General features: G+C 60.1%; 12 protein-coding genes. 7 read left to right on the top strand and 5 right to left on the bottom strand.

Annotated elements, in window-relative coordinates:
• Positions 1-17: 17 nt before the first annotated feature.
• Positions 18-929, top strand: coding sequence for a ribokinase (locus tag LG294_RS14720; RefSeq protein ID WP_404286978.1), 912 nt, complete (start codon positions 18-20; stop codon positions 927-929).
• A gap of 32 nt (positions 930-961) precedes the next feature.
• Complete coding sequence (gene rbsD, locus LG294_RS14715) at positions 962-1,345, top strand: D-ribose pyranase (RefSeq protein WP_404286976.1); 384 nt, start codon at positions 962-964, stop codon at positions 1,343-1,345.
• A gap of 43 nt (positions 1,346-1,388) precedes the next feature.
• Here the strand turns inward: rbsD and LG294_RS14710 are convergent, their stop codons facing one another.
• The 4 genes from LG294_RS14710 to LG294_RS14695 all read right to left on the bottom strand — a co-directional run bounded on the left by LG294_RS14710 (position 1,389) and on the right by LG294_RS14695 (position 5,427).
• Positions 1,389-2,345, bottom strand: coding sequence for a carbohydrate kinase (locus tag LG294_RS14710; RefSeq protein WP_404291784.1), 957 nt, complete (start codon positions 2,343-2,345; stop codon positions 1,389-1,391).
• Positions 2,346-2,406: 61 nt separating this feature from the next.
• Positions 2,407-3,195: an ATP-binding cassette domain-containing protein gene (locus LG294_RS14705; RefSeq protein ID WP_404286974.1), complete on the bottom strand. Its 789-nt coding sequence runs from the start codon at positions 3,193-3,195 to the stop codon at positions 2,407-2,409.
• Between the two features lie 2 nt (positions 3,196-3,197).
• Entirely contained in the window at positions 3,198-4,244 is a 1,047-nt protein-coding gene (locus LG294_RS14700) for an ABC transporter permease (RefSeq protein ID WP_404286972.1), read from the bottom strand.
• Between the two features lie 76 nt (positions 4,245-4,320).
• A complete protein-coding gene (locus tag LG294_RS14695; RefSeq protein ID WP_404286970.1) occupies positions 4,321-5,427 on the bottom strand; it encodes a substrate-binding domain-containing protein in 1,107 nt (368 codons plus the stop codon).
• Positions 5,428-5,583: 156 nt separating this feature from the next.
• Between LG294_RS14695 and LG294_RS14690 the strand changes: the two genes are divergently transcribed.
• From LG294_RS14690 to LG294_RS14675, 4 genes are all read left to right on the top strand, one after another.
• Entirely contained in the window at positions 5,584-6,582 is a 999-nt protein-coding gene (locus tag LG294_RS14690) for a LacI family DNA-binding transcriptional regulator (RefSeq protein WP_404291782.1), read from the top strand.
• Positions 6,583-6,627: 45 nt separating this feature from the next.
• Positions 6,628-6,924: a putative quinol monooxygenase gene (locus LG294_RS14685; protein WP_404286968.1), complete on the top strand. Its 297-nt coding sequence runs from the start codon at positions 6,628-6,630 to the stop codon at positions 6,922-6,924.
• 191 nt (positions 6,925-7,115) lie between these two features.
• Positions 7,116-9,728: a GH32 C-terminal domain-containing protein gene (locus tag LG294_RS14680; RefSeq protein ID WP_404286966.1), complete on the top strand. Its 2,613-nt coding sequence runs from the start codon at positions 7,116-7,118 to the stop codon at positions 9,726-9,728.
• A gap of 185 nt (positions 9,729-9,913) precedes the next feature.
• Positions 9,914-10,723 (top strand): oxygenase MpaB family protein, encoded by an 810-nt coding sequence (locus LG294_RS14675; protein WP_404286964.1) that lies wholly within the window; start codon positions 9,914-9,916, stop codon positions 10,721-10,723.
• Between the two features lie 18 nt (positions 10,724-10,741).
• On the opposite strand, the gene LG294_RS14670 is transcribed toward LG294_RS14675, so the two are convergent.
• Positions 10,742-11,218, bottom strand: a complete 477-nt coding sequence (locus tag LG294_RS14670) for a DUF6328 family protein (RefSeq protein WP_404286962.1) — start codon at positions 11,216-11,218, stop codon at positions 10,742-10,744.
• Positions 11,219-11,385: 167 nt separating this feature from the next.
• Here LG294_RS14670 and LG294_RS14665 point away from each other — a divergent pair, with 167 nt between their 5' ends.
• The gene (locus LG294_RS14665; RefSeq protein ID WP_404286960.1) at positions 11,386-11,751 is read left to right on the top strand and encodes a hypothetical protein; all 366 of its coding nucleotides are present in this window, start codon (positions 11,386-11,388) and stop codon (positions 11,749-11,751) included.
• The last annotated feature ends 65 nt before the right edge of the window (positions 11,752-11,816 follow it).

Genomic DNA, 11,816 nt, shown 5'->3' with positions numbered 1-11,816 from the left:
CAAGCTAAGGAAAAATCATGAAGGACAACGTACAAGTCACCATCGTTGGATCGAGCAACGTGGACATCACCGCACTGATGAACCGCTTGCCCGGCCCCGGTGAGACCGTGTTGGCCGATTCCTATCAGCTCTCGCCCGGCGGCAAAGGGGCCAACCAGGCACTGGCCGCAGCGCTGGCCGGTGCACACACCGAATTCATCGGTGCGGTTGGCAATGACAGCCATGCGCAGGTTGCCCTCGCGCAGTTGGAAGAGGCAGGCGTAGACCTTGCCCGGGTGGCCACGGTCTCCGAGCCCACGGGCGTGGCAATCATCCAGGTCGATGCGGCCGCGGAGAATTCCATCGCCGTGGTTTCCGGCGCCAACTCCACGGTGACCGCCGAGGCGGTCAGCGCAGCTGGGGAGCTACACGGCATCCTGGTGCTGCAGGGCGAAATCCCGGCCTCGGGCATCACCACGGCCATGGATCTGGCAACCGATCGGGTTGTGCTGAACCTCGCCCCGGTGATCGAGCTGGACCGCGAATACCTGCTGAAGGCAGATCCGCTGGTGGTCAATGAGCACGAAGCGGCGCTTATCCTGCAACAGCTTGATCGCAGCGAAAGCGTCTCCACCGAGTCTGAACCGGTCATCGCCGAAAAGCTCATGGCCCATGGGCTGTCCTCGGTTCTCATCACCCTGGGTGCCAACGGCTGCCTTGTCGCCCAGCGCCACGGAGAGCAGCACAGCCTCGAGCAGCTGCCGGCAGTCAAGGTCAAAGCGGTGGATACCACCGGCGCGGGGGACGCCTTCACTGGTGCGGTAGCAGCCCGGCTCGCCCAGGGTGACAGCCTGGTCCAGGCAGCGGAATTCGCCGGGAAATTCGCGGCGCTGACGGTCCAGGCGCACGGTGCCCAAGCCTCCTACCCGCGTTCGCTAGAGAACCTCTAAGTCCACTTCGAGCAAGATCTAAGGAAGCCTTCGTGCTGAAATCCGAAATTCTCAACGCTCCACTGCTTGGCGCATTGGCCAAGTTGGGGCACACCGACACCGTGGTGATCGCCGACTGCGGTCTGCCGATTCCGGCAGGAGCCACCGTCATCGATTTGGCGGTAGTGCAAGGACTGCTCAGCTTCGAACAGGTCCTGTCGGTGCTGACCCGCAATATGGTGGTTGAGAACAGCACCCTGGCTGCAGAAGCCGAGGGTGGGGCGGTCCAGGAACTCTGCGCTTCCTACGGACTTGAGCCCGGATTCATCTCTCACGAATCGTTGAAGGCCGAATTGCCTAAAGCGAAGATCATCGTGCGCACCGGGGAAGCCACCCCCTACGCAAACGTGATCTTGCATTGCGGCGTAGCCTTCTAAAAGTTGAATGGGGCACGGCTCCGCGGTCCCTTCGTCTCCGAAGCTATCCGCGGACCGGCGAACTGGACTCCTCGTCCAGTAGCACTGCCAGCTCATCGATGGTCGGCGGCATGGCGCCCGGACGGCGAACTGCCAGAGCCGCGGCGGCCGCGGAGGTCCGGCCCAGCTCGGCAAGGGCCAGCGGGTCAAGGCGCAGGTTTCCCTGATGCAGCAAGCCATAGAGCAGGGCCGACATGAAGGCGTCGCCGGCGCCGATGGTGTCCGCAACCTGGCTGGGCACAGCCGGGATTTCAACCTGGTCTTCGGCGGTGCTGAAGGTGGAGCCGGCTGCGCCGCGTGTGAGCACCACCAGCGAAACGCCCAGCTCGAGGATGCGCCCCACGGCCTGCGCCGCGTCGAGGTCGGGATACAGCCATGCCGCGTCCTCATCGCTGAGCTTGACGAGATCGCAGAGCTGCGCCATGCGTTCGAAGGTTGCCTGCGCCTGGTCATGGGCTCCGAGCAGGGCCGGCCGGATATTCGGATCGTAGGTCACCAGGCAGCGGCCCTTGGCCTGCTCCAGCAGCGCGGCGACCGCGGCAGCCCCGGGCTCCAGGAACGTGGCGATCGACCCGGCATGCAGTATCTTCGGCAGCGGCTCAAGCGTGCGCGGGGCGAGGTCCCAATTGATGTCGAATTCATAGCGGGCCGAACCATCGTCACCGAGCACAGCGGTTGCCGATGCGGTGCGCGGGAGCGACACGCAGCCAGGCAGCAGCCGCACCTGCGCCGTGCGCAGGTGCTCTTGGATGCGGTCACCGAAGTCATCATCACCCAGGGCTGTCAGCAACCCGACCTCGGCGCCCAGCCGGCCCAGGCCGAATGCCACATTGGCCGGTGATCCGCCGGGATGCGAAATGGATCCCTCGGCGCTGGCAACCACATCGATCAGGGCTTCGCCGACAACCAGGACTTGATGGTCGATAGGTTGCTGCGGCGCGGTGTTCGTCAGGTGGTCCATAATCCATCTCTTAGGTGGGGAAATATTGGGGCGGCAAAAGTCGCAAGGGAGCGAATCCGGGTCAGGCGGTGGCAGCACCGGTCATGATAGCTACCGCATCAGTCATGCTATGCGATTGCGGCGTAATGGTCGCAGCGCACTTGCCCAGACGCTGGATATGGATCCGGTCAGCCACGTCGAAAACGTGCGGCATGTTGTGGCTGATCAAAATCACCGGCAGCCCTCGTTCGCGCAAATCTCGTACCAGCTGCAGCACCTGGTTGGACTCGCGGACACCCAATGCCGCGGTGGGCTCATCGAGCACCACGACCTTTGAACCGAAGGCCGCGGCGCGAGCCACGGCCACCGCCTGGCGCTGGCCGCCGGAGAGGTTCTCCACCGGGACGGTCACGTCCTGCAGAGTGGAGATGCCCAAACGGGTCAGTTCCTCGCGGGCCTGGCGGCGCATGCCGTTGGTATCGAGCATGCGCAACACGCTGCCCAGCAGGCCACTGCGGCGAATTTCGCGGCCCAGGAACAGGTTCGAGGCGACATCCAGGGCGGGGGAGACGGCCAGGTTCTGGTACACGGTTTCGATTCCGTGCGCCCGGGCATCCTGCGGACGTTTGAAGGACACCGGTTTGCCGGAGACTTCCAATTCACCGGAGTCGGGCACCTCGGCGCCGGTCAGGCATTTGATTAAGGTTGACTTGCCGGCACCGTTATCTCCGATCACGGCAAGCACTTCGCCGGGGTACAGATCCAGGCTCACACCGTCCAGGCCAACGACGCGGCCGAAGGTTTTCACCAGGTTGCGGGCCCTCAGGATTGGTTCTCGGGTTGCTGTTTTTTGCGTTGCTGATTCAGTCATGGTCATGACTTCGCCTTTCGGATCCACTGGTCCACAGACACAGCGACGATGATGAGTACACCTACGGCCAGGGTCTGGTACAGCACATCCAGTCCGGCCAGCGATAGGCCATTGCGGAAGACGCCGACGATCAGCGCACCAAGAAGCGTGCCCCAGACTGAGCCGCGCCCGCCGAACAGGCTGGTGCCGCCGATGACCACTGCAGTGATGGAGTCGAGATTCAGGTCCAGCGCAGCATTGGGGCTGGCCGAGTTGGTCCGCCCGATCTGCAACCAGGCGCAGACCGCCAGAACCGAGCCCGCGAAGAGATACACGGTCATCAGGACCCGGTTCACCGGAATACCGGCCAGCCGGGCGGCTTCCTTGTCGTCGCCTACCGCGTAGACGTGGCGGCCCCACGCGGTCTTGCCCAGAACGTAGGCGATGACCAGATACAGCGCCAGCATGACGATCACGCCGGCGGAAATGCGCACCGAACCGATAGGGAATGTGGCTCCGGTCCAGGTCAGCAAACCTGGCATATCCGAACCGCGCACCGTCGCACCATGCGAGTAGAGCAGAGTCAGGGCGATGTAGATATTCAATGTGCCCAGGGTGACGATGAACGGCGGCAACCGGAACCGGGTGACCAGGAACCCGTTCAAAGCGCCGGTGGCCAACCCGGCCAGCAGACCGGCCAGCAGAGCCACCAGCCCGGGAAGTCCCTGATGTACGGCCAGCTGCGCCATGACCATGGAAGACAGGATCATGCCTGCTCCCACGGAAAGATCGATGCCCGCGGTGAGGATGATCAGCGTCTGGGCGATGGCAATGGTGCCGACCACCGAGACCTGCTGGGTGATCAGGGACAGATTCTCCACGCGCAGGAATCTCTCGTTGAGAAGACCGAACACGATTACTGATACGACCAGCACCAGCGCGGGGCTGAGCGCGGGATAGCGGTGCAGGGTATGGCGTATCCTGCCGAGCGTTGTCTGGCGGTCGAGGAATTCCTCTGCGAGGTCGGCCTTTCCTGTGCTCGGAGGTCCGACGGTCTGTTGCTGGGTCACGATAGATCCTGATCTTCAGTAGGAGCAGCCAGCCGGAAGCTGGATGCAGGATACGGAGCTGTGCCGGTGCGCAGGGCTACTCGCCCCAGCAGATCTTCGAGGCCTCGTCGGCGTCGATGCTTTCCTGCCCGGAAACCGGGGTTTCGGTGACCAGCTTGCTGCCGGTGTTGAAGAAGTCCAGTCCTTCAGAGGCCTGCGGCTTTTCGCCAGTCTTGGCCAGTTCCACGATGGCTTCCACTCCCAGTTCGGCCATCTTCACCGGGTACTGCTGGGCGGTTGCATCGATGATGCCATCCTTCACATTGGCCACCCCCGAACAGCCTCCATCGATGGAGACGACCAGCGCGTCCTTTTCCTTTCCCGCCGACTTCAGTGCTTCATAGGCTCCGGCGGCAGCGGGTTCGTTGATGGTGTAGACGACATTGATATCTGGATTCGCGGCCAGCAGTGTTTCCATCGCGGTTCGGCCGCCGTCTTCGGCGCCCTGGGAAGCCTGGTTTCCGACGATTTCGTATTCGCCGCCCTTGCCGCCGGTGTACTTGCCGGACTTGGCTTCGTCGCCGTTGACCTTCTCATCGGCAGTATCAATGCCCATCCCCGTCAGGAAGCCCTGGTCTCGGGAATAATCCACGGAGACGAGCTTGTCATCGAACAGGTCCACGAGCGCGATGACGGCCTTCTTGCCGTCCAATTGGCCGGCGGTCCATTGCCCGATCTGCTCGCCCGCGGCGAAGTTGTCCGTGGCGAAGGTGATATCGGCAGCGTCGGCCGGGTCTGGAGGGGTGTCCAAGGCGATGACGTACAGGCCGGCATCCTGGGCCTTCTTCAGCGCGTCCACCACCGAGGGGCCGTTGGGAGTGATCAGGATTCCCTGGTCGCCATTGGAGATGGCATTTTCGATGGCCTGGATCTGGGTAGCTTCGTCTCCATCGGATTTTCCTGCGGCGAGCTTCAGATCTACCCCGCTGGTTTCAGAAGCCTTGCTCGCTCCGTCCTGCATGGCGACGAAAAAGGGATTTGTTGTGGTCTTCACGATCAAGGAAACTCCGATATCCCCATTGGCCGCGTCTCCGCCGGATGCGGAGCCCGAGCATGCAGACAGCCCCAGGGAGGCAAGTCCCAGGATGGCTCCTGCCGCGAGCAAGCGGGTGGTCCGGGAATGCGATGCTTTGAAACCTGACATTTGGAACTCCTTGAGAGACGAGTATTCCTCGCGCTTTGACAACGTGATCATGTAGAATGTAAGCCGGATCACATTCCATAGTCAATAGAAAGAGGAAAGATTTTGACAACGATGTCAAATGCGGTTCAAGCCGGGGGTGCTGGCACCCGACCTACCATGCGGCATGTTGCGGCATTGGCTGGTGTCGGCGTCAAGACGGTGTCACGGGTGATGAACGAGGAGCCCGGAGTCTCGGAAGCGACGCGGGAGAAGGTCCTGCTGGCATCGAGGCAGCTTAATTACGAATTAGATGTCACTGCTGGAAGTTTGCGTCGCACCAGCCGGCGGACGCAGACCATCGGATTGCTGCTGCCCAGCGTTTCCAACCCCTTCAGTGCCGAAATCCACCGGGCGATGGAAGATGCGCTGAGCGCAAAGGGTGTCGCGGTGTTCGCCGCTAGCCTCGATGACGACCCGGACAGGGAGCGGTCTATAGTCAGGGCGTTCCTCGGGCGTCGCGTTGACGGCATGGTGCTGACGCCTATAGCCGCCAACCAGGCGCATGTGATCCCGGAGCATTCGCGTGACATGCCGGTGGTGTTCATCGACCGTGAGCCAAACGGCATCGAAGCTGACGCGGTGGTTACCGATAACGCTGCCGGTGGCGCCAAGGCTGCAGCGCATTTGGTCAGCAGTGGTCATCGGAAGATTGCCTACCTGGGTGACCGCACGGATATCCAGACGGCTAGGGAACGCCGACGGGGATTCCTCGAAGCGCTCAGTGGCCTGGGGATTGCCACTGAGACTGTGCCGGTGCGCGAGAATCTGCATGACGTGGAGGCCGCGAGATTGGCCGCTTTGGAAATTCTCACCTCTGCTGATCCGCCCACCGCTTTGTTTTCCAGCCAGAACTTGGTGACCTTCGGTTGCATGCGGGCGCTTCGAGACCTCGGGCTTAGTGCCAAGATCGCCCTGGTCGGATTCGACGATTTCACGCTATCGGACATGACGGATCCGGGCATTACCGTCATCGCCCAGGATCCGGGGCGGATCGGTGCGCTGGCTGCCGAGCGCCTGCTGGCGCGGATCGACGGGGACGCGCAGCCGCCGCGTACGTATGTTGTGGAAACCACCTTGATAGTCCGTGGGTCGGGAGAAATTCCGCCGTCCTGGTAGCAGTGCCCAATACTTTCGTAGATCCCAACGTGGAAAGGTATTCCCGTGTCTCAGAAAACTCTCTATGCGGAATTCACCGTCAAAGAAGGCAGTGAGCAGCGTGTGGCTGAAATGATGATCGAGCTGGCCGGGCAGGTCCGCCAAGAGCCGGGCAACATTCTTTTCCTGCCCTATGTGCGCGAAGAGAATCCTCGCGAATATTTCGTCTTTGAAGTGTATGCCGACGAACAGGCGTTCGAGCAACATATCACCGCAGACTATGGCGCGGTGTTCAATGCCGAGCTCGCCGGGCATATAGAAGGGGAGGGGTCGGAACTGACCTGGTTGCACCCGGTCGACTAGCGGTCGGGCGGTGGATAGCGGCTTCGGTGGCACCTGTCGTCGGGGCTCATTGCCATGTCAAAAATATGATCTGACCTGTACAAATAATACTTATTGATGGCTATTGAATTGTCCGCTGGACTTCCCCTACAGTCCTTGCTAGCGACAACGTTGTCTATTTCTGCCCGACCATCAATCAGAGAGTCCCAGCAATGACGATCCGTACTGTTCGAACTAAGCAATCCATCTCGCTTGTCACCGCTGTCAGCCTGAGCTTGGGAATGGGGCTGGCCAGCGCGATTCCTGCCGCCGCCGATCTCGGCGATGAACCCTACCGCCCCGGCATGCACTTCACCCCGGAAAAGAACTGGATGAACGACCCGAACGGAATGGTTTTCCATAAGGGCGTCTACCACCTGTACTACCAGCACAATCCCAAGGGAAACACCTGGGGAAACATGTCCTGGGGGCACGCTACATCCAAGGACCTGGTGCATTGGGAAGAACAACCGCTGGCCATCGCCGGTGATGCGGAAGAGGATATTTTCTCCGGTAGCGTCGTAGTGGATAAGGACAACAGCTCCGGTTTTGGCACGGCCGAGAACCCACCGTTGATCGCTCTCTACACCAGCGCCTACAAGACAGGCTCGGAACACGAAGGATTGCAGGCCCAATCGCTGGCCTACAGCTTGGATGACGGACAGACCTGGACCAAATACAAGAACAACCCGGTGCTCAATCGGAACTCGGCAAACTTCCGCGACCCCAAGGTCTTCTGGTACACGGCCGAGGACGGCTCCGGCTACTGGGTGATGACCGCGGTGGAAGCCGCCGAGCATAAAGTCATGCTCTACAAGTCCAAGAACCTCAAGGACTGGACCGAACTCAGCGAGTTCGGTCCAGCCAATGCCACCGGCGGCGTGTGGGAATGCCCAGACTTCTTCCCGCTTGCCGTGGATGGCGACCCGGAGAACGTCAAGTGGGTCATGGTGGTCAGCCTCAGCCCCGGCGGCGTCGCCGGCGGTTCGGCGGGCCAGTACTTCGTGGGCGATTTCGACGGAACTACCTTCACCTCCGAAAGCAACAAGCCTGCGGCGGAAATGCCGGAGGGCACCGTGCTGTCCGGGTTTAACGACGGAACCTACGACGGATGGACCGTCACCAACGATCCGAAAAATGACCAGAACGGACCCTTTGGCGCCATGCCGGTGGCCGGTACGGTCCCAGGCCAGCAGGAAGTATCCGGCTACAAGGGTGCTGGTCTGGTCAACTCCTTCCTCGGCGGCGACCAGCCAATGGGCTCCATGCTCTCGGACCCGTTTACCGTGAACCAGGATTATTTGAATTTTCTTGTTGGCGGTGGCAACCACCCACGTGTCAGCGACAAGCGGGACAACACGGCCCCGGCCGGTGAACTGCTTTTTGACGGGTTCGAAGTGCCACAAGGATCCGACCTGTCCGAATTCGGCTGGACCGGCACCGGATCCCTGGTCCCGGAAAACCTGCCATTTGCTGGGGGCGGAAATATGGCCATCGGCTCTCACGTGATCAACACCTTTGAAGTGGGCGCAGCCGGAGATGACCAGGGCGGAACAGTCACCTCACCTGAATTCATCATTTCCAAAAACCGCATCGGCATGCTGGTCGGTGGCGGAAACCGGAAAAATGACTCAAGCCAGAAACTTGAAGCACAGCTGCTGGTCAACGGCGAGGTCGTCGACACGGCAGCCGGAGATAACGCGGGGGTCTTGAACTGGAAGTCGTGGGAAGTGGAACAATACGAGGGACAGAACGCCCAGATCCGTGTTGTTGACCAAGCCACCGGAGGCTGGGGACATCTGACGCTGGATCACATCGTCCAGACCGATGAACAGGTCCTTCAGCGTTCGGATGAGACTACGGTCAATCTTCTGGTAGACGACAAGGTTGTGCGCTCAACCACCGGTGGAAACAGCGAATCCCTTGATTTCGCCTCCTGGAACGTCAAGGAATTTGCCGGCCAGCAAGCTCAAATCGAAATCGTTGACAACAACCGCGACGGTTGGGGACATATTCTCGCTGACGAGTTCACCCTGTCCGGCATCGCAGCAAAGTCATCGGTAGAGAACTACGACTGGCTGGATTACGGCCGCGACTACTACGCGTCGGTATCCTTCGCGAATATGCCCCAGGACCAGCGAGTCATGCTCGGCTGGATGAACAACTGGGACTACGCCAACGAGATCCCTACCGATCCATGGCGAAGCACCATGTCGCTGCCGCGCAAGGTGGAACTGACCCAAACCGAAGAAGGCCCACGCCTGACCCAGGCACCGGTTGAGCAGGTCGGCAAACTCGGCGGCAAGCCAAGCTACAAGGACCAAAACCGAACCATCACCGAGGGCACCCACCCATTGCCGGCACAGGCCTCCGGGTCCATCGCCAAGGTGGATCTCGTTTTCAACCCGGGAACCGCCAAGACCTCGGGCATTACCGTTCACGGCGACGGCACCAACTCCACCGTCATCGGATATGACTCCGAGGCCAAGAAGGTCTATGTTGATCGACGCAATTCCGGCAACGTGGACTTCCACTCTGCCTTTGCCTCGGTCGAGGATATGCCGGTGAAGGTGGACAGCAACGGGGATGTGACGATGCGCGTCTACCTGGACCGTTCCTCGGTGGAAGTCTTCGCCCAGGACGGCCAGCGCACCCTGACCGATCTGGTCTTCCCCAATGAGGGCGCCGACCAGCTCGCGCTCTTCGCTGACGGAGGCACCGCGAAACTCAGGTCGCTGAAGGTTACACCACTGGAGCAATCCATGTTCATCTCGGCTACTCGGTAGTGGCCAGAACCCGCCGCATGTGATCTCGGATGCTGCCACGGAAGCCGGAATTCTGTGGCAGCATCCGTACTCAAATGAGTCCGGGAGATGAAATGAAGCCGGCTCCCGCGCGTCTTTTGGCCACGAGAGCCCTGGCCAGCGGTACGCGTCGGAAATACGCGGAATCAGTGCCTAGAATATTAGGCATGGAAGCGAACACCGATGCCCAGGTCGAGCGGGAACTGTTTACCCGTCTCGCGCCCGAAGCCGGGCTCTTGATCGGTGCCGGACGTGCCATCCTGCTGCAGCTCGCCCACCCGCAGATCGGCTTGGCCATCGCCACACATTCCGATTTTGCCTCAAATCCGTTGAGTCGACTGATCCATACACTTGGCTATATCTACGCACTGAGCAATGGGACACCCGAACAGCAGCGAACCATGGTCGACTACGTAAATACCGCTCATCAACCGGTTCACGGAACACGAAACCCCGACCAAGAAACTCCGGCCTATTCGGCGTTGGATCCGAGATTACAGTTGTGGGTTGCCGCAACCCTCTACGACTCGGCGCGGGTCATCGCCGCCGAAATCCTTCCGAAGGCTGAATCCAGCGACAATGTGGACCTGTACCACCAGTACGCCAGACTAGGTGACGCGTTGCAGATGCCAGCTCACTTCTGGCCCGATAGCCTCAGCGAATTTGATGAGTATTTTGACCGTACCCTCAGCACGCTGAGCGTTACCCCGCAGATTCGCAGTCTCGCCGATGAACTCTTCTTGGGCCGCAACGCCCCGTGGTGGATCCGTATCGGACTGCCCGTGATGCGGGACGTGACCATCGCCCAACTTCCGCCCTCGGTGCGCGAACAATTTGGTTACGAGCTTTCCCCGAAGGTCGCCAAACGCAGCACGCGGGTCATCTCCTTCGCGAGGTTTGCCACGGGCGTACTCCCTAAATTCGTCAGGCACGCGCCGATGCGAATGCTGCTGCGCCACGTGGACCAAATGGGCTAGTCTGCGGTATTTCGCAGGTCAATCCTTTTGAGCTCTGGCCGGAATCAAAATGCGCGGTAGTGCTAGGAGCAGGAATAGCGTCACCAAGATCAGCGATCCGCCGATCCATGCACCGGTTTGCCAGCCGAAAAACACCTGCAACACGAACCAAACGCAACCGGAAACTAGTAATCCCACACCGATACCCACGATTTTTAATACGATATGGCCAAGATTCACCGTTTGTTCCTTCAGGCGCTGGCCAAAGAAATAGCGATGTACCGCCACCGGGGTAATCATCAATAGGATCAGCAAGGTCGCCGCGACGAGCAAAGCGACATACACAATTTCATCCGTTCGGGTGAGCACGTCAAATCTCGCCTGAAAAGGCAGTACCACCAAGAACGCCGCAAGAATCTGCACCCCGGTCTGCATCACGCGCATTTCCTGAAGCAACTCGTTCCATTGACGATGCGGGGCGCCGTCGCTTGTATCCGGATGGGAACGATTATTCATCACAGTTCTCCTCGATATGAAGGGCCCGCCAGCGGAACATGGTTGCCAACTTCGACTATCCCAATCTTCCTGAAGCTAGACAAGACATTCGGATCTCGAGCTTTCCAAACTGTCGATCCCCGTAGGTAACTTGAGTATCCCAGGAGGAAACCATAAGGGATACCATGATGAAATTTGAGAAAGAAGTGCACATCAAGCCAGATGTCTGGAATATGCCCGACAAGGGACAACCGTGGTGCGACTGCGGTGAAGCCCATGAGCTCAGCGCCGACATCGTGTACGAATTCGCCGAAGAGCTCAGGCTAGATCCTCGTTCATCGATGTCGCACCTCCAGCTGATTGAACTCACCATGGAGGTGTGGAACTTTGAAGAAGTTTGCCGTTTCTTCCATCTCGCCCTGAACGATGCGGCACAAATTATCCATGGCAAGGTGGCCGAGCATTATCCGTTCGCGGTAGGGATCGACATTGTCGGGTACTTCTCGAAAACTTGGCAGGGATGCCCCGAGGAGGTTTGCGGGGGCGATGACTAGCCAAACGTCCCAGACACGTTCGGGCGACCGCGTTCCCTGGAGACAATCAGACTGCCGGGAAATTG

Origin of the sequence: Glutamicibacter arilaitensis, from assembly GCF_044793945.1 — a bacterium.
GTDB classification, from domain to species: Bacteria; Actinomycetota; Actinomycetes; order Actinomycetales; family Micrococcaceae; genus Glutamicibacter; species Glutamicibacter arilaitensis_B.
The sequence above is the reverse complement of the archived record's forward strand: the minus strand, read 5'-3'. Positions and strand labels throughout refer to the sequence as shown.

Coding starts and splice junctions, on each gene's coding strand:
- LG294_RS14720 (WP_404286978.1), top strand. CDS start 18: ATGAAGGACAACGTACAAGTCACCATCGTTGGATCGAGCAACGTGGAC.
- LG294_RS14710 (WP_404291784.1), bottom strand. CDS start 2,345: ATGGACCACCTGACGAACACCGCGCCGCAGCAACCTATCGACCATCAA.
- LG294_RS14705 (WP_404286974.1), bottom strand. CDS start 3,195: ATGACTGAATCAGCAACGCAAAAAACAGCAACCCGAGAACCAATCCTG.
- LG294_RS14695 (WP_404286970.1), bottom strand. CDS start 5,427: ATGTCAGGTTTCAAAGCATCGCATTCCCGGACCACCCGCTTGCTCGCG.
- LG294_RS14690 (WP_404291782.1), top strand. CDS start 5,584: ATGCGGCATGTTGCGGCATTGGCTGGTGTCGGCGTCAAGACGGTGTCA.
- LG294_RS14680 (WP_404286966.1), top strand. CDS start 7,116: ATGACGATCCGTACTGTTCGAACTAAGCAATCCATCTCGCTTGTCACC.
- LG294_RS14675 (WP_404286964.1), top strand. CDS start 9,914: ATGGAAGCGAACACCGATGCCCAGGTCGAGCGGGAACTGTTTACCCGT.
- LG294_RS14670 (WP_404286962.1), bottom strand. CDS start 11,218: ATGAATAATCGTTCCCATCCGGATACAAGCGACGGCGCCCCGCATCGT.
- LG294_RS14665 (WP_404286960.1), top strand. CDS start 11,386: ATGAAATTTGAGAAAGAAGTGCACATCAAGCCAGATGTCTGGAATATG.